This window comes from Bifidobacterium apousia, assembly GCF_007559275.1.
GTDB classification, from domain to species: Bacteria; Actinomycetota; Actinomycetes; order Actinomycetales; family Bifidobacteriaceae; genus Bombiscardovia; species Bombiscardovia apousia.
Genome location: NZ_VMHK01000002.1, coordinates 19,464 through 37,461 on the forward strand (window position 1 = coordinate 19,464; position 17,998 = coordinate 37,461).

General features: G+C 62.8%; 12 protein-coding genes, 1 tRNA gene and 1 pseudogene. 8 read left to right on the forward strand and 6 right to left on the reverse strand.

What is annotated here, in order from left to right; translation table 11 throughout:
• Positions 1–44 precede the first annotated feature (44 nt).
• The 3 genes and pseudogenes from FPK30_RS02940 to FPK30_RS02950 all read left to right on the forward strand — a co-directional run.
• A complete protein-coding gene (locus FPK30_RS02940; protein WP_144085239.1) occupies positions 45–1,049 on the forward strand; it encodes a DnaJ C-terminal domain-containing protein in 1,005 nt (334 codons plus the stop codon).
• A gap of 52 nt (positions 1,050–1,101) precedes the next feature.
• Positions 1,102–1,632, forward strand: a complete 531-nt coding sequence (locus FPK30_RS02945) for a heat shock protein transcriptional repressor HspR (protein WP_024627809.1) — start codon at positions 1,102–1,104, stop codon at positions 1,630–1,632.
• A 202-nt stretch (positions 1,633–1,834) separates the two neighbouring features.
• Positions 1,835–3,385: pseudogene (locus tag FPK30_RS02950) on the forward strand (DEAD/DEAH box helicase); the annotation flags it as partial.
• A gap of 289 nt (positions 3,386–3,674) precedes the next feature.
• Here FPK30_RS02950 and FPK30_RS02955 read toward each other — a convergent pair.
• Positions 3,675–3,747, reverse strand: a tRNA-Ala gene (locus tag FPK30_RS02955).
• A gap of 83 nt (positions 3,748–3,830) precedes the next feature.
• A complete protein-coding gene (locus FPK30_RS02960; RefSeq protein WP_101431836.1) occupies positions 3,831–4,514 on the reverse strand; it encodes a VTT domain-containing protein in 684 nt (227 codons plus the stop codon).
• A 212-nt stretch (positions 4,515–4,726) separates the two neighbouring features.
• Here FPK30_RS02960 and FPK30_RS02965 point away from each other — a divergent pair, with 212 nt between their 5' ends.
• A complete protein-coding gene (locus tag FPK30_RS02965) occupies positions 4,727–6,121 on the forward strand; it encodes a GH1 family beta-glucosidase (protein WP_144085241.1) in 1,395 nt (464 codons plus the stop codon).
• A gap of 65 nt (positions 6,122–6,186) precedes the next feature.
• Here the strand turns inward: FPK30_RS02965 and FPK30_RS02970 are convergent, their stop codons facing one another.
• The gene (locus FPK30_RS02970) at positions 6,187–7,743 is read right to left on the reverse strand and encodes a dolichyl-phosphate-mannose--protein mannosyltransferase (RefSeq protein ID WP_144085542.1); all 1,557 of its coding nucleotides are present in this window, start codon (positions 7,741–7,743) and stop codon (positions 6,187–6,189) included.
• A 223-nt stretch (positions 7,744–7,966) separates the two neighbouring features.
• On the opposite strand from FPK30_RS02970, the gene rsmI reads away from it, so the two are divergent.
• Complete coding sequence (gene rsmI / locus FPK30_RS02975; RefSeq protein WP_144085543.1) at positions 7,967–8,920, forward strand: 16S rRNA (cytidine(1402)-2'-O)-methyltransferase; 954 nt, start codon at positions 7,967–7,969, stop codon at positions 8,918–8,920.
• On the opposite strand, the gene FPK30_RS02980 is transcribed toward rsmI, so the two are convergent.
• Both FPK30_RS02980 and FPK30_RS02985 read right to left on the reverse strand, forming a co-directional pair.
• A complete protein-coding gene (locus FPK30_RS02980) occupies positions 8,899–9,237 on the reverse strand; it encodes a variant leucine-rich repeat-containing protein (RefSeq protein ID WP_260804381.1) in 339 nt (112 codons plus the stop codon). The two genes, rsmI and FPK30_RS02980, sit on opposite strands and share 22 nt — an antisense overlap.
• A 104-nt stretch (positions 9,238–9,341) precedes the next feature.
• The gene (locus tag FPK30_RS02985) at positions 9,342–9,953 is read right to left on the reverse strand and encodes a hypothetical protein (protein ID WP_144085242.1); all 612 of its coding nucleotides are present in this window, start codon (positions 9,951–9,953) and stop codon (positions 9,342–9,344) included.
• A 294-nt stretch (positions 9,954–10,247) separates the two neighbouring features.
• Between FPK30_RS02985 and metG the strand changes: the two genes are divergently transcribed.
• Positions 10,248–12,119 carry a methionine--tRNA ligase gene (metG, locus tag FPK30_RS02990; RefSeq protein ID WP_144085243.1) on the forward strand — a complete coding sequence of 624 codons (1,872 nt, stop codon included), beginning with the start codon at positions 10,248–10,250 and terminating at the stop codon, positions 12,117–12,119.
• A 227-nt stretch (positions 12,120–12,346) separates the two neighbouring features.
• Entirely contained in the window at positions 12,347–15,367 is a 3,021-nt protein-coding gene (locus tag FPK30_RS02995; protein WP_144085244.1) for an HAD-IA family hydrolase, read from the forward strand.
• A 325-nt stretch (positions 15,368–15,692) separates the two neighbouring features.
• Here the strand turns inward: FPK30_RS02995 and FPK30_RS03000 are convergent, their stop codons facing one another.
• Positions 15,693–16,757, reverse strand: coding sequence for an alpha-arabinofuranosidase (locus tag FPK30_RS03000; RefSeq protein WP_144085245.1), 1,065 nt, complete (start codon positions 16,755–16,757; stop codon positions 15,693–15,695).
• 198 nt (positions 16,758–16,955) lie between these two features.
• Between FPK30_RS03000 and FPK30_RS03005 the strand changes: the two genes are divergently transcribed.
• Positions 16,956–17,912 (forward strand): TatD family hydrolase, encoded by a 957-nt coding sequence (locus tag FPK30_RS03005; RefSeq protein ID WP_144085246.1) that lies wholly within the window; start codon positions 16,956–16,958, stop codon positions 17,910–17,912.
• Positions 17,913–17,998: the final 86 nt, after the last annotated feature.

Genomic DNA, 17,998 nt, shown 5'->3' on the forward strand with positions numbered 1-17,998 from the left:
GATTCCAATTCGATATTCGTAGCTTATGAGGAAAGGAGACATGGATGGCTGAGAATGAATGGCTGAGCAAGGACTACTACAAGGTCCTTGGTGTCTCCAAGGACGCCAGCGAAGCGGAGATCACCAAGGCCTACCGCAAGCTTGCCCGCAAATACCATCCCGATCTCAATAAGACCAAGGAGGCCGAGGAGAAGTTCAAGGACATCTCCGAGGCCTACGACGTGCTCAGCAACAAGGAGCAACGTCAGAAGTACGACGCCATCCGCCAGTTCGGCATGGGGGGAGCCCGGTTCGCCGGGGGTTCCGGCCAGGGCGGCTTCAACACCGATGCCTTCTCGGACATCTTCGGCTCCATGTTCGGTGGGGCTGGAGCGCCTGGAGGCACCCGTATCCGTTTCGGCGATGGTTCGGGGCAGCCGGACTTTGCTGACATCTTCTCCTCCTTCGGCGGGGGTGCCGGTGGTGGCGGTCGGACCGCCTATCGGGAGAGCAGGCCCAGGCCAGTCAAGGGCGAGGATCGCAATTCGCGCATCGGCCTGTCCTTCCGTCAGGCGGTCAAGGGGGCCACGGTCTCCCTGAGCGTGGGCGGCAAGCGCTTCAAGACGCATATCCCCGCTGGGGTTCACAACGGCCAGCGGATCAGGCTGGCTGGCAAGGGTCGGCCTGGCAGGGACGGAGGCGCCAATGGCGACCTCTACCTGCAGATCAGCGTTCAGCCCAGCCAGCGGTTCACCATGGAGGACAGGGATCTGGTCATGGCCCTGCCGGTGACGGTATCTGAGGCAGCCCTGGGGGCCAAGGTCCAGGCCCGGGACATCGACGACCAGGTCGTCACCTTCAAGATCCCGGCCGGCTCCTCCAGCGGCGACGAGATCCGCATCGCCGGCAAGGGGGTTCAGGACCGGCGTGGCAAGGGCGACCTGGTGGGGCGGCTTGAGATCCGCATGCCCGGTCGGTTGGGCATGGCCCAGAAGAAGGCCATGCGTGACTTTGCCAAGTCCAGTGGCGACTTCGACGAGCAGATCGCCGGGGAACGCATGAAGATATGACGATCCTGATGCAGGATCAGGTTGGAACGAACAGCGGAGAGGAGTGATGATCATGGTCAGGGTGGATCCCGAGACCAGGCGGATCTATCTGGCCTGCGCTCGCGGGCTGGTGGCCGGGCGCATCAGTCTGGATGCTGCCGACGATGCCGGCTTGGACATCGAGTTGCCGGTCTTCAGCGTCGGTCAGGTCGGGCAGTTGGCCAACATCCATCCGCAGACCCTGCGCCAATATGACCGGCTGGGTCTGATCGTGCCGGAACGGACCGAGGGGGGTGCACGACGCTACTCCCTGCGGGATCTGGACCGGCTGGGTCAGGCCCAGCATCTGAGCCAGGACGAGTCCATCAATCTGGCCGGGGTGACCAGGATCCTGGCCCTAGCCGAGGAGAATCGTCAGCTGAGGCGCCAGCTGCGCCGCTCCCACCAGTCACAGGGATCCAGCATGTTCGCCGCCGCTGCCGACGGCCGGGTCGTCGAAGTCAGGCGGTCCAGCAGGGCCCGGCTCTGGCGGCAGGACACGACGCATGACGAGGCCGATCCGACCGAGTCCAAATCGCTGATCGTCTGGAGCGTACGCTCCTGAAGCAGGTGAGGGCCCTGTGCTATGGTGAACAGGTTGGCCGCTCGCTCCAGAGCTGCGGCTGATCGTCGCCTGAATGCTTTGAGTACGGGGAAACCGCTTGCGCGAAATTCGTCATTCTCTGCTTTGCACGCGGCCTGCGAACTGTCGACCGACAGTACCGTTTTCTTCCCTGTTGTGAAAGGTCATTGTGACTGCTTCATCCATGCCCGATTCCAATTCGTCCAATTCCGGCCATTCTGCTGCAGAGCCTATGGCTGCAGAACCTATGACTTTTGACCATCTAGGGGTGCCTGAACCCTTGGTTCGTGTCCTGCGCAAGGACGGCAAGACCAGCGCCTTCCCCATCCAACGCGACACCCTGCCTGATGCTCTGGCTGGCCGCGACATCCTGGGTCGGGGCCGGACGGGTTCCGGCAAGACCCTGGCCTTCAGCATCCCTCTGGTGGCTCGACTGGCTGACGACGAGGGGGGACGTGCTCGCCATGGCCGCGGGGATGCCGCCAGATCAGGCAGTCTGCCCCGCCCGCGCGGTCTTGTCCTGGCCCCTACCCGCGAGCTGGCCAATCAAATCGACGAGGTTCTCAATCCGCTGGCTCAGGCTTACGGCATGCGGACCTGCACCGTCTACGGCGGCGTTGGCCAGGGCCGTCAGGTCGATGCTCTTCGGCGCGGGGCCAAGATCGTGGTGGCCTGCCCGGGTCGCCTGGAGGATCTGCTCCGTCAGCGCAAGCTCAGCCTGGAGGACGTGGAGATCGCCGTGCTGGACGAGGCCGACGAGATGGCTGACATGGGCTTCCTGCCTGCCGTGGAGCGGATACTGGCCCAGGTTCGCCCGGGTGGTCAGCGCATGCTTTTCTCGGCCACGCTGGATCATGGAGTGGATGCCGTGGTCAAGCGCTTCCTCAAGGATCCCAAGATTCACGAGGTGGACTCAGCCACCCAGCATGTGGATCTGATGACCCACCACATCTTCCGCACCACCCAGGCCGTCAAGCATGATCTCGTGCGCAAGCTGGCCTCGGGCGCCGGACGGCGCATTCTCTTCACCCGGACCAAATTCCAGGCCAAGAAGCTGGCCAAGAATCTGATCGACAACGGCATCCCGGCCGCACAGCTGCATGGCAACCTTTCACAGAATCAGCGCGATCGCAATCTGGGGGCGTTCTCCCGGGGCGAGGTGAAGGTCCTGGTGGCTACCGACGTGGCCGCCCGCGGTGTGGACATCAGTGACGTAGACCTCGTGGTTCAGGTAGATCCACCAGCCGATCCCAAGTCCTTTCTGCATCGGTCAGGGCGTACGGCTCGAGCCGGCCGTTCCGGCGACGTGGTCACCTTGGTCCTGCCCGACCAGTGGCGCGACACCAGACGGATGCTGCGCCTGGCCCATATCGATGCCAAGCCGGTTCAGGTGACCGCTGACTCGCCCGAGGTTACCGAACTCGTAGGGCCCGTAGCCAAGCCGGTGCACGGCTGGTCTTTGCAGGCCGAGCAGCCGCAGGCCTCGGGCGGCCGGTCTGCCCATGGAGGCCGTGGCGGCCGAAGCGGACATCGGGATCGTCGGCCTTACCGTTCCCGGAGGTCAAGTGACCGACCGGCACTCGATCATGAGGATGGTCCCTTGGACGGCCGGACCAGAGGCCATCGTCATTCCGGCAGCAGCGAGCGGACCCGTGGTCACGACCATGGCCGTGGCAGCGGCCGCGCTGGCTCTCGTTTTGACGCGGACCGTCGTGGGTTCCGCCGCGGTCATCGTCGTCATCGTCGCGATGGCAACCCCTTCCGCTCTGCCGCCAAGCGTTGATCCGCTGATGGGCGTGTTTCAGTAATGCGCCCATCGTGGTTGTCGGCTTCGCTGAAGCTTTTCTCTGAGCGTTTGACGAGGAATCGCAATCCAATCCGGCCCTGGCCACGTGCCAGGGTTCTTGCTTATAAAGCTGCCTGATGCCGCTATGCATCTACCTGCCTGATTGATCCTGGCAGAAGAGCGATAGCGATGCAGTGAAAAACGGCATAGGAAAAGAAGAAAAAGTATCTCGACACTGTGGAGCTGAGGGTAGTCGAAACCCCGACCTCTTCGATGCGAACGAAGCGCTCTACCAACTGAGCTACAGCCCCATTCGTTGCCCGACCGTAGCCGAACAACAGAAGCTTACTTTAGCGCGTGCCCTGGCCAAACGCAAAATATCTCAGATCAGGTGTCAGTCCGCCTTGGCGCTGGTTTCCTCGGTGGTCGCCTTCTTGCGGCCGAACTTTGCCTTGAGCAGGCCGATGACCGTGGGCAGGACCGAGATGACCAGGATCAGGATGATGACCAGCTCGAAATGCTGTTGGACTGCGGGGATGCCGCCGAAGAAATAGCCCAGGAGGGTGAAGAGGGTGGACCATATCAGGCCTCCCAGGACACTGAAGGGGGTGAAGCGGCGCCAGCGCATTCCGGAGATGCCCGATATGAAGGGCATGAAGGTTCTGATGAAAGGGAGGAAGCGTCCCAGGACCACGGCCAGGGGGCCCCACTTGTCGATCAGGCCCTCGGTCTTGGCGATTCGTTCGGGGGTCAGTGACTTCACGCGTCCCGAACGGACGATGGCCCTGCCGAAGAAGTGTCCGATGAAGTAGTTGCTCTGGTCGCCCAGGATGGGGGCCAGCCAGACGACGGGCAGGAGCACGTCCAAGGCCATGCCGCTGGATGGGTCATGGGCGAAGACGCCGGCGGCGAAGAGCAGGGAGTCGCCCGGCAGGAAGGGCATGAAGACCACGCCGGTCTCAATGAAGATGATCAGGAAGATGAACCCGTAGGTCGGCACCAGCCCCATGGCGATCCAGCTCGCGATGGCGCTGCGCGGATCCTTGAGCAGGTGTATCAGCCAGTTGACGAACCCCATGAATCGTGTTCCATTCCGTCGATGTGTGCTTTTCCAGAACCGAGACACACTTTAACAAGCTGGCCTTGGTACTCGGTACTCCCCGGTCTGATTCCTTGCGAGGACAACACAACCCATCGATGCCGGACTTATCGGCTGTCGGCCACGGTCCTGTCGTCGGTCCTCCTGTGCGAAGATAGGCAGGAAGGGTCACACAATGGAGGAGTGGACATATGGTCAATGACGAACGGCTCGCCTTCCCTGAGGACTTCACCTGGGGCACGGCAACGGCATCCTTCCAGGTAGAGGGTGCGGCGTACGAGGACGGCAGGGGGGACTCCATCTGGGACGTCTACTGCAGGCAGCCAGGAAGGATAGCGGATGGATCCAATGGCGATGTCGCCTGTGATCAGTACCACCGCTACCCGGAGGACATTGCGCTGATGAAGCAGATGGGGGTGGGGGCCTACCGGCTGTCTGTAGCCTGGCCTCGTATTGTGCCCCAGGCAGGCGGTGCCATCAACCAGGCTGGCTTGGATCACTACCGGCGGGTGCTGGACATGCTGCTGGAAAACGGCATCAAACCTGTCGTCACCCTCTACCACTGGGATCTGCCTCAGTACCTGCAGGAGGCTGGAGGCTGGGCCAACCGCGACACCGCCCAACGGTATGCCGACTATGCAGCCGTCCTGGCCAAGGCTCTGGGCGATCGGGTGCAGACTTGGACCACCCTGAACGAACCCTGGTGCTCGGCCTATCTGGGTTACGGCAATGGCGGCCATGCTCCAGGCATCTGCGACTACGGGCAGGCTCTGGCAGCAGTCCATCATCTGAACCTTGCTCATGGGCTGGGAGCCCAGGCCATTCGTGCCGAACTGGGTGACAGGGCGCGCATATCGGTGACCCTGAACCTGCAGGTCAACCGGGCCGATAGCGACGATCCGGCGGATCTGGCGGCCAAGACCCGGGCTGACCTGTTCGCCAACGAGGTCTGGCTGGGCCCCATGCTGGCCGGCACCTATGACCAACGCATCCATGATGCCGCCGAGGGCCTCACTGACTGGAGCTTTGTTCGTGACGGTGATCTGGAACAGATCCATCAGCCCTTGGACGTGCTGGGCATCAACTACTATTCAACCAACCACGTGGGGGGTCGAAGCGGCGCTGGTTCCGAGCGCAACCCCATGCCCGCCCAGGATATGGTCGAGACTCTGCCTCCTCAGGGGCCGTTGACCGCCATGGGCTGGAACCAGGAGCCTCAGGGGCTGACCGATCTGCTCATGGAGGTCTCCGGCCGTTTCCCCAAGCTGGATCTTATGATCACCGAGAACGGATCTGCCTGGGAGGACCAGGTCAGCCTGGATTCATCCTTCCCTGGCGGCAAAGGGGTGCACGATCCCCAGCGGGTGGCCTATCTGGAGGAGCACCTGCGTGCCGTGGCCCGCGCCATCCATGCAGGTGCCCGGGTGACCGGTTACTTCGCCTGGTCCCTGCTGGATAACTTTGAGTGGGCCCTGGGCTACACCAAGCGCTTTGGGCTGATCAGGGTCGACTATGACACACAGGAGAGGATCTGGAAGGATTCCGGTCTGCGGTACGCGCAGATCATTCATGATCGTGCAGTCTGAGCACGACGGCATACAAACGTTGCTGCGAGGCGGTCGGGCGTCCCTGTCCGGCCGCCTCCTTTGTCTTAGATCCAGCTGGACAGCCACATGTGCATGCGCCAGAAGTCATAGGGGATGGGCATGGCGGTCCACAGCGGGTAGAAGAAGACTGAGGTCAGGCCTAGCAGGGTCAGGCCCATGATCATGGTCTGCCGGTAGAGGACGCTGTCCGAATTCTGCCGCAGCCAGTTGGCCACATAGCAGATTGCCAGAATCATCCAGGGCAGGATGACGATGGAATAGAAAGTGAAAGTGGTCCGGTTCATGTATTGGATCCAGGGCAGCCAGCCGGCCAGCATGCCTGCCAAGACCCCCCAGATCCGCCAATCTCCGTGCTTGACCACGACGGCGATGACGATGGCGAGAACCATGCAGATGCTTCCCAGCCACCAGGTCAGGGGATTGCCCAAGGATGTGACAGCAGCCACGCAGGGGGAGTCCTTGGCCAGTCCGCACAGGCCGGGGAAGCCTGTGATCTTCTGCCAGTAGAAGCTGGTGGGTCTGATCTGCAGGGGCCACGTCAGGGGATTGGCCATATATGGATGGCGGGTATGCAGGGTGGTGTGGAAGTGCCACATCTGCCGGTGGTATTCAGCCAGGGACCGCAACCCCTCCGGCAGCCAGGTCAGACCCTGTCCAGGGTGCTGGGCCGCCCAGTTGTGCATGAAGGAATCGCCGTGCAGGAACCATCCCGTCCAGGAGACCAGATAGGTGCCCGCCCAGACGGGGATCATAAGCAGGGCCGCCGGCAGCCCGTCCCTGAACACGGCGCTCTGCAGCCAGGATCCGTATCCTGCCTGATGGCGTTCCCAGCCGTCCCAGAGCACTGAGATCAGGGCGAAGACGGCAAAGAAATAGGCGCCTGACCACTTGGTGCCGGTGGCCAGGCCCAGGAGCAGGGCGGCTCCTGTCCGCCACCAGGACCAGGCGATGAAGGGGCCGGTAGTGGCCACAGGCAGTTCGACACGGCTTTGCTGTCCCTGCTGTCCATGTGACTGAATGACCTTCACCCGGTAGTGCAGACGAAAATCAGCCTGATCCTTGACCCAGGATTGTCGCAGCCTGGTCCGCGCCCAGTCCCGATGGCCCATCAGGCACAGCCAAGCTCCCAGGACGAAGATCATGACGAAGTTGTCCAGCAGGCCGGTACGGCTCATCACGATGCCCAGACCATCGATAGCCATGAGGAAGCCAGCTGTCAGGGCGATGGGCAGGTTATGGAAGAGGCGCAGGGCTACTCGGCAGAGCAGCAGGATGGCGATGGTGCCCGCCAGGGCAGTGGCCACTCGCCAAGCGAAGGGGTTCCCGGCTCCGCCGAACAGTTTGAGACCCAAAGCGATGCACCACTTGCCCACCGGCGGGTGAACCACGTATTCGGCCTGGGGCAGCCAGTCGCCTGTATGCCCCTGGGCAAAGAGCTGGTCGATGGGAAGGTCAAGGGGACCGGCTTTTTTTGGCCAGTTGCGCGGCTCGCCGGTCATGAGCATAGTCCAGGCGTCTTTGACGTAATATGTCTCGTCGAAGACGATGGCCCGAGGGCTGCCCAGCCGTACAAACCGCAGAAGCCCGCCCAGAAGAGCCATGAGTATGCATGCCAGCCAGCTGCTCTGCCTACGGGAGAGCCTGGGTATCGTGATCCCTCGTTTGGTGTGCTGACCCTTGGGCGTGCTGAAGATGGACAGCATGGCAGGGCGACCGGACCGGTGGGCGGCGTGCCTGCCGTGTCTGGAGGAGCGATGCTGCGAAGAAAGCCCTGCCAAAGATGTCATCACCCCTAGATTAGGCCATACTGAAGGCATGAGCAGCATGAATGGCCGGAGCGATGGACATATACAGGGTGGAGAAAGCCATGCAGGGTCGATTTCGCCCAGTGTTTCACGTGGAACAGTGGTGCTGGCGGCCACGCCTATAGGCAATGTCGCCGATGCCTCGACACGCTTGGTGGAGCTCCTGCAGTCGGCGGACCTGGTGGCAGCAGAGGACACGCGGCGGCTCTATGATCTGGCCAATCGTTTGGGGGTGCGCGTAGGCGGCAAGGTTATGGCCTATCACGATCATAACGAGCGGCGGATGGCCGATCCCATCCTGGATCAGGTGCGTGACGGAGCCTGCGCACTGGTGGTCTCAGATGCGGGCATGCCCACCATCAACGATCCGGGCATGGCCATCGTCAGGCGGGCTATTGAGCGAGGCATACCGGTCACCTGTGCCCCAGGCCCCAGCGCCGTGCTGGATGCCCTGGCCCTCTCCGGTCTGCCGACCGACCGATTCTGCTATGAGGGGTTTCTTCCCCGTCGACATCAGGAGCGGTTGCGGCATCTGCGCACCCTGCGCAGCGAGGAGCGGACCATGGTCTTCTACGAGACGCCCCACCGCATCGATCAGGCTATGCAGGACCTTCAGGAGGTCTTCGGCCCCGACCGGCTCATGGCCCTCTGCCGGGAGCTGACCAAGGAACATGAACAGATTCGGCGGGGCACAGTCGATGAAATTGTGCGTTCCCTCCAGGAGGATCCTCCCCGTGGAGAGATGGTTCTGGTCGTGGCTGGTGCATCCGCCTTGGAGGCCAGGCGCAACGATCCTGAGGCCATGGATGATCAGCAGCTGGCGGTTCTGGCACGTGATCTGGTTCGAACCGAGGGACTGCGCCTCAAGGAGGCCATCGCGCGGGTAGCTGCCGAGCACCCCCTGGCTGATGGCAGCCTGCCTAATCGCAAGCGGATCTATGCCTTGGCCGTTCAAGAGGATGAAGAGGACTGATTTCCGCTCCCCTCATTCAGTAACACCTCTAGTGCTCTGCGCACACCGGGCCCGCCCAGCTGGGAGATGGTCTCCAGCAGGGCTGGCGAGGCAGCGGGATTGGCCACCAGCCACCGGCGCAGCTGAGGCTCTTCTCGGGCGATGGTCCAGAGGATGCTCGGGTCGGTCGCGGGGTCTGTGGCCATCAGCGCCGTGGGCACCAGGGGAGGTTCTGGTGGTGGGGCGCGCATCTCGGCCATGGGTTGGATGCTGTTGGGTTCGTCTTGGCTCAAATCGTCTTCTGCCGAGGATCGCGACCGGCTGCTGATGGCAGTCATGAGTCGGACCATGCGTTCAGTGGCAGAGGACCCACGATGGCCCCGGACCCTGCCTCGGTGCCGATGATGGCCATGTGCACCTCGGGCGTCCCTCACTGGCAGACTCATAGGATCGCCTTGAGTCTTTTTATGGTCTCCAGCCCTTGAGCGTGGCCAGGCCAGCGGGGGTTGGAGGACAGAAGCGCCTCACAGGATCCGCAGCTGACCTGATATCGCTCCATGAGCTCATGCAAGACCGCTATGGTCTCTTCTCCGTTGCACTGGCCCGAGGGATCGCAGGCCAGATCGCAGGCCGTCCAGAGCGGCGAAGTCACCCAAAGTTTCCCAAGCTTCATCAGATAGCGGGCATCCAGCTGTCGCTGGTGGGGGTGCAGAGGCCTGCCGTGAACCGGCGTGCGGAAGTGGGAGTTGGAGATAATGTCCAGCGTGTCGGGGAAACGGCCGTTGATCCATATCCAGAGCGCCAGTCCGCCGCATGCTGCTGCGCCGTAAGGGACCATGGGCATGACGATGGAGGCGCGACCGTAGAGTCCCTCAGCCTGTTCGTTCAGGTAGCAGCAGGATCGGTCCAGACAGGTTACGATCCCCTCATTCACCAACAGGCTGAGACTGAGCGGGCCGGGCAGATCTCCGGTTTGGATCAGACTGGGCAGCGGTTTGGGATCGGGTGTCAGGGCCCCAAGTTCGGTCGTAGGAGGACGGCCGCGGGTGCGCATCGGCGCTGCTCCGGCTGGTGGTCCGGGCCACTGTTGAGCGGTGTCGGCGTGTGGTGTTCGGCCTGGCGGCTTTGTTGTAGCTCTGAGGGTGTGGCTGGCGCCATAGGCAGTGGTAGGCGTCCACGTCACTCCCCCGAGGACGTGTTCTCGATTCATGGTTCGACTGTAAACGGCTGGTCCCGAATTTGCCCGAGGGAGGGCCAAATTTGTGCACTTGTGGATAATCTGCTTGCTCGACGGCAGTCCTGTGGACGAGCAGGGGGATTGTAGGCCTGAGCCGATAATCTTGCTGGTATGAGTCATATCCTTGTTTCCGTCGCCTGGCCCTACGCGAATGGGCCCCGTCATATCGGCCACGTCGCTGGGTTCGGCGTCCCCTCGGACGTCTACGCACGCTACGAACGCATGAAGGGCAATGATGTCCTTATGGTTTCGGGGACTGACGAGCACGGCACTCCCATCCTGGTGGAGGCTGACGCCGAGGGTGTGGGTCCCCAAGAGATCGCCGACCGCTACAACCGGGTCATCGTCAAGGATTTGTGCGATCTGGGGCTCAGCTATGACCTTTTCACCAGGACTACGACCGGCAATCACGAGAAGGTGGTGCAGGAGCTCTTCCGCCAGTGCAGGGCCAATGGCTACATCTATGAAGGCCAGCAGAAGGTGGCCATCTCGCCTTCCACTGGCCGGACCCTGCCGGACCGCTATATCGAGGGGACCTGCCCCATCTGCGGTGCTGACGGCGCTCGCGGCGACCAATGCGACAACTGCGGCAACGAGCTGGATCCGGACGAGCTGATCAACCCCGTATCCAAGATCAACGGGGAGACCCCCCGGTTCGAGGAGTCCAAGCACTTCTTCTTGGACCTGCCCGCACTGGCCGAGGCCAACCTGGCCTGGTTGAAGACCCGCAAGGGCTGGCGCAGCAACGTGCTCAACTTCTCCCTGGGGCTGTTCAAGGAGGTCAAGCCGCGAGCCATCACCCGCGACATCGACTGGGGCATTCCCGTGCCTGTGGACGGCTGGGTCGACGACCCCAACAAGAAGCTCTATGTTTGGTTCGACGCCGTCATCGGATACCTGTCGGCGTCCATCGAGTGGGCCCGCCGTCAGGGCGACCCCGAGGCCTGGCGCAAGTGGTGGAATGACCCCAAGGCCCTGGGCTACTACTTCATGGGCAAGGACAACATCACCTTCCACTCGCAGATCTGGCCCTCGGAGATTCTGGCCTACAACGGCCAGGGGTCCAAGGGCGGACAGCCGGGATCCTACGGCGAGCTCAACCTGCCCGAGCAGGTGGTGGCCAGCGAGTTCATGACCATGGAGGGCAAGAAGTTCAGCTCCTCGCGGGGCATCGTCATCTACGTCAAGGACATCCTGGCGCGCTACCCGGTCGATGCAGTCCGCTACTACATTTCCATCGCTGGTCCGGAGACCTCGGACTCGGACTTCACTTGGGCGGAGTTCGTCCGGCACAACAACGAGGAGCTGGCCGCTTCCTGGGGCAACCTGGTCAACCGCGTGGCCAACCTGCTCAACAAGGACTTCGGCAGCATCCCCCGCATCGAGGAGGACTGGCTGACCGAGGAGGATACTGCCCTGCTGGCCCGCAGCCTGCAGGCCTTCGATACCGTGGGCTCCCTGATCGAGCACCATCGCCAGAAGGCCGCTCTGGTCGAGGCCATGGCTCTGGTGGGCGATATCAACAAGTACATCTCCGCCCAGGAGCCCTGGAAGATCAAGGATGACCAGAACCGACTGGCTGCCGTCCTGCACACCGCAGCGCAGGCCGTGCTGGACGCCAACACCATGCTGGCCCCCTTCCTGCCGCATGCTTCTCAGCGGGTCTGGGAGACCATGGGCGGCAAGGGCACCTTCTCGCCCCTGCCTCGTGTCGAGGAGGTTGACGACCTGGATCGGTCCGGCTTCCACTATCCCATCATCACCGGCGACTACCGGCTGGGGGAGACGGTCCACCCTTGGGCGCGTGAGCCCCTCAGGGACGGCACGCCGATCGAACGGCCCATACCCATCTTTCCGCGCATTCCCAAGGAGGCCGTGCAGGAGGAGCTGGATCGTTTCCAGGAGCAACTGGACCGCCGCAAGGCCAAAGAGCGCGCCCGATTCGAGGCGGAGCAGGCCAAGCTGGGCGACCAGGGCAAGTGACGGTCGACGCGCCCGTGACGGCATTCGTGATTCACAGAGAACTTTGAGGTTTTCGGGCACTTCCTCCAAGGTAGCGCTGGTTATATTTGTTCTGTCGGTTGAAGTACTGGCCGATGGGGGTCGTGCGGCCCCGATAACTGAACCCCTTCTTCTCTCTCTCTTCTCGCCCGGCGGCTCTTCGAACCGCCGGGTTCTTTCGTCATGGAAGACCCATAGGATGAGTAACCATGAAGATTGCCCAATTCGCCTGTGTGCTCTTCGATCTGGACGGGGTGCTGGTGCCCACGACCATCCTGCACAAGGCCGCCTGGAAGGCGTTGTTCGATCAGGTCCTGCCCGGGAACGTCCCGGCCTACACGGAGCAGGACTACTACGCCTATGTGGATGGCCGGCCCCGCTATGATGGCGTCGACGCCCTGCTGCGCAGCAGGGGCATTGAGCTGGACTGGGGCAACCCGGATGACGATCCGCAGCTGGACACCGTCTGCGGATACGGCAATCGCAAGAACATGACCTTTGAGCGGATGCTGAAGCAGAAGGGCATCGATCCCTACCCGGACACGGTGGATCTGCTCAGGCACCTGCGCGCCGACAAGAAGCGTCTGGCTGTGGTGTCCAGTTCGCGCAACACGGCCCAGGTACTCCAGGCCGCAGGAATCGCCGGATACTTCGATACAGTGGTGGACGGCAATCTCAAGGACGAGATGGGCCTTCAGGGCAAGCCGGCCCCGGACACCTACGCCTATGCGGCCAAGGTGCTGGGCCTGCGCAATGAGGATGCTGTTGTGGTCGAGGATGCCCTCTCAGGCGTGGCCGCTGGTCATGCGGGCAGGTTTGGCCTGGTCGTGGGCGTGAACAGGGGCGCCGGCCGCGAGCAGCTGCTCAAGGCGGGTGCGGACCTGGTGGTGGATCAGCTGATCGAGCTGATCGACGACGATGCCGGCGAGCGTGGGCAGGGGGAGGATCCCAGTCTGGATGAGGATCGCTTCCCTGTAGAAGAGTGGGGCCTGAGCGAGATCGGGCAGCCCGATGCCGTCAGCGCCACAGTCTTCTCGGTCACCAACGGCTCCGTCGGTGTCAGGGGCGAAGGTGGCGGGGAGCGCTGTCTGGGCAACGGCACCTTCCTGAGCGGCTTCCATGACACCTTCCGAATAGCTCACCCCGAAAGCGCCTACGGATATGCCAAGGTAGGGCAGCTGATTCAGGGAGTGCCCGATGCTTCGGACTTCACCCTCAAGGTGGAGGGACTGCCTCTGGGCAGGCCGGAAAAGACCACGCAGCGTCTGGACTTCCGAACCGGAATCGCGACCACCACCAATCTGTACGACCTGGGCCACAGCATCCACCTGAAGACCGTGCTCACCCGCATGGTCTGCCTCTATGACCGCAGCCTGAGCGTCTGCACGCTGACCGTTGAGTCGCCCGACCGGGACATGGCTGTGGTGGTCGAGGGCCCGGTCAACGCTGACAACCCCCGCCATGTCAACTCCAGTGACCCCCGCAAGTCGACCTTTGTGGACGGCTGTGGAATCCATGAGGTGCTGGACAATGCGGTCTATGGCGAGCTGAGCGCGGATTGCAGGGTCTTTCGCTGCAATAATTCACGGCTCAGCCTGGCCTTGGGTGTCCGGCAGTTCAGGGATGGTCGGCCTGTCGAGGGCTCCGGATGGCGCATGGACGTGCCCAAGGGCGGTTCCACCCGTCTGGTCCGTTACGCCGTCTACCGCAGCCACCCTATTCTTCCGGCTGGCACCAGCGGCAACGGTCTGGTCGTGCAGACCCGCGGCGAGGGGACCAGGAATCTGGTCGAGGACTGCAGAGATCGGCTGGAGGAGGTCAGCACCCTCTCTGTGGAGGAGCTGGAGCGGCGTCAGCGGGAATGGCTGGATCGGTTCTGGGAGCGTCAGGATATCCGCATCCAGGCCGACGATGGGGGTCGTACCCAGCAGATGGTGCGCTGGGAACTGTTCCAGCTGGCCCAGTCCACGGCCCAGATCGAGAACGGCGTGGGCGCCAAGGGTCTGAGCGGATCCGGCTACAGCGGCCACTACTTCTGGGACACCGAGATCTACATTCTCCCCTTCCTGATTTACTCGGCGCCTGCTCGGGCAAGAGCCGTCCTTCACTACCGCTACCTGATGCTGCCGGCGGCCAGGCGCAGGGCCTGCGCACTCAACCTGAACGGCGCCCTCTTCCCCTGGAGGACCATCGACGGTGAGGAGGCCTCCGCCTACTTCCCCACGGGCACGGCCCAGTACCACATCGATGCCGATATCGCCTACGCGGTGGCCCAGTACGTGCAGGTCACCGGGGATGAAGACTTTCTGCAAGCTGAGGGCATCGACATCCTGGTGGAGACGGCCCGTCTCTGGATGAGCCTGGGGCGTTACAAGGAGGACGGCCGCTTCCACATCCACTGCGTGACCGGCCCAGACGAGTACACGGTCCTGGTTGACGACAACCTCTACACCAACCAGATGGCCCGGTTCAACCTCCTGGCCGCTTACAAGGGCTACCAGCACCTACGCGAGAAGCATCCAGATCTGATCGGCGGCATACGCGAGAGGCTGCACTTCGACGATGGTGAGGCCGACAAATGGTCCAGCGCAGCTCAAGCCATGTTCGTCCCCTTTGATGATCAGGAGGGAGTCCATGCCCAGGACGCTCAATTTATGCAGCGACCCCGTTGGCACTTCGACCGGTTCACGGCCAGGCCCCTGCTGCTGCACTACCATCCGCTGGTTATTTACCGGCACAAGGTGCTCAAGCAGACCGACGTAGTCATGGCTCTCTACCTGCTCAGCTCCTGGTTCACTCCGGAGCAGAAGCGGGCCGACTTCGACTACTACGATCCGCTGACCACTGGGGATTCGACCCTGTCAGCAGCCTCCCAGTCCATCCTCGCCGCCGAGGTGGGGCATGACCAGCTGGCCATGCAGTACTTCCGTCGGTCCTTGTTTACGGACGTGGACGATCTGCATGCCAACACGACGGACGGCATCCATTTGGCTGCCTGTGGAGGCGTCTGGTCCAGCCTGGTCTGCGGCTTCGGCGGCCTGCGGGACACCGGCGGAACCGGGCTAAGTATTGACCCCCGCCTGCCTTCATCCTGGCGCTCGATGACCTACGAGCTGGAGGTGCGGGGCACCAGGTTCCAGGTTGCTGTAACGACAGACGGTGTCGATCTGAAGCGCGTGTCAGGACCCGAGCTGGATCTTCTGGTCCAGGGGCATCCACGCCATATATGATCTCCGGATTCTGGGCCTAGACACACCCGGGATCCGCAGGTGCACCTGATGCAGACTCCAATGGATTAAGTGGATGCCGGACGGATCGAGGATAACTGGGACTTGACGCTGGGGACTTGAGTGGGTCTGTAGCTTCGGGAACAGTCTCATGAAAAACGAGAAGTGAACATGTCCTGATTTGGCTCACTTCTAGCCCAGGTCTGAGTTTTACTGGCCGCGTTCCCTGTTGCGGTACAGGTGGAGGCATTGATTGGAGCACTTACGCACGATTATGGGATTTTATTCGTGTAAGGCTTCGTCATGGTTGCCTGCATGCTGCCGCCGCTCAGCGGGTCAGGGTCCGTTTCAGAACTCGGTACTCGCTCTCGGTGATGGGCATGATGGAGCCGTGGCGCTTGGTCAGCCGGCCGAAGTTCATATCTGTAACCAGGGCCCAGTCCTGCCGCCGTCTGGATGACAAATCCGCCGAGCGGAAGGGCAGATAGCCCCGGCCCTCGGCGAACTGGTCGCAGATCAGGCCGAAAGGCATGGTTCGGCCGTCGGGTCCTGCGGCGTCAGCATCGTTGTAGAGAAAGAGCTCGGGGCCCTCCAGATACCGCGAGGAGTAGCGCCCCTGGCCGAAGATGTCGGTCAGGTTGGACAGGTATGACCAGGCCTGGTCGTCGTCGGTACGCACCAGCTCATGGGTGACCGCATAGGGGTTGCGGGTGCGTTCCAGGGTGATCTGGTCATCCTTGGAGGCCCGGTACCACCAGCCGTCGGGCGCCTTGAGCATGGTCGTGTCGATGATCCCGTTGCTGCGGTCAATCCACTTGACCGGGCGGGAGAAGGACACCAGATCGGTGCTGGTGGCGTAGTACATGTTGATGCCGTCACCCAGCTCGTTGGCCAGGTCGGCTGCGGCCGGGTCCTCGGCGCTGTCGGCGGCCGCCGTGGCCCAGAAGACTATCCACTGCTCCCTGTCGGCGTCCCAGCAGGCCTCCGGCGCCCAGGCCATGCCCGCCTTGGGAATGGCCGAAGCCACGTCCACCAGGCGGGGTCTGCCCCAGTGGGCCAGATCCGGGGAATCCCAGATGACCAGGCCGGTGGATCCATCCACCGTGGACCGGCCCTCCTGCCAGCCACCCCTGTGGTAGACGGACAGGTCGGTGGCGATGATGTGGAAGAGGCCGTCAGGGCCTCGAACAATATAGGGGTCGCGTACGCCGCCCTCGCCCTCGCTCCAAGTCAGAACAGGGTCTCCCTGGGCGCGCAGGTCATGCCAGTGCAGGCCGTCCCGGCTGAGGGCGAAGTAGAGCTGCTCATCCGTCTCAGCCTGTTCATAGCCGGTGAAGTGGACGAAGAGGTAGGCGCTGGTCGCCTCGAACGAGGGCTGCCAATCCATAGACATAATCCACCTTTTCTGCCTTCGGCAACGGTACCGCGGCGGCGGGGGACTGGCAGACGGACGACGGCTGCTTCTTCGTTCTTCCTATCCGGCTGGTCCTGGGCCGTCAGAGGTGATTCTAGCTGCAGTCCTCCCTTTTGGCGGAGTCGGCCACCTGGGCGGGTCGAAGATTGGGCCGCACAAGACCTTAGACTGTGGACCATGAGCAAGCATCATCGCAACCGCAGCTGGGCTCCCGATCCCGAGCCACTGCCCGAAGGCATCGGAGTCATCGACGATCACACCCACATGGCCTCCGTGGTCCCTTTCGCCCAGGAGATGGACCGGCAGGCCAGGGAGCGCGGGCAGGATCCGGTCCCCGTCCGCACAGTCGACCAGCAGCTGGAAAGGGCCCGTGCTGTGGGGGTGGTTGGGGCCATCGACGTGGGCTGCGAGCTGCCCAACCTGCAGACGGCTGTGGATCTGGCGCTGGCCCATCCCGGGGTGGTTCACGCGGCCTTGGCCATCCATCCCAATGAGGCCGTCCTGCACGGCCATCGAGGGGTGCCGGGACCGGATGGACTGCCGCTGCAATATCAGCCCTGGCATGAGGTTTCTTTCGAGCAGGCGCTTGAGGAGGTCGCCCGCCTGGCTCGGGCATATCCCGACCAGGTGGTGGCCATCGGAGAGACGGGCATGGACCTCTTCCGAACCGGCCAGGGGGCCGAAGAGATCCAACGGCAGGCCTTCCGCGACCACATCGCCCTGGCCAAGGAGCTGGGCCTGCCCATGCAGATCCACGACTGCGACGCCCATCGGCAGGTTATTGAGACCCTGCTGGAGGACGGCGCTCCCGAACGCACGATCTTCCATTCCTATTCGGGGGATGCGCAGATGGCCCAGGTGGCTGCCGAGCACGGCTGGTATCTGAGTTTTTCGGGGACGGTCTCCTACAAGGGCAACGAGGGAATCCGCCAGGGCCTGTCCGTGGTCGGCATGGACCACATCATGGTGGAGACCGATGCGCCCTACCTGAGTCCCATGCCCTACCGGGGACGCACCAACTCCCCCTACATGATTCCATACACCCTGCGCGCTATGGCTGATGCCCTGGATCGCCCCCTGGCCCAAGTGGCCGAAGCGACAGCAGCCACCACGCGCCGGGTTTATGGCCTGTGAAGGATGTTCGACGCATAGTGCCAGGGCGGGATTAAGCTAATGGTGTGTCGCGGTCTGAATCGCCCCTGCCGAGTGTGGGGGGAGAG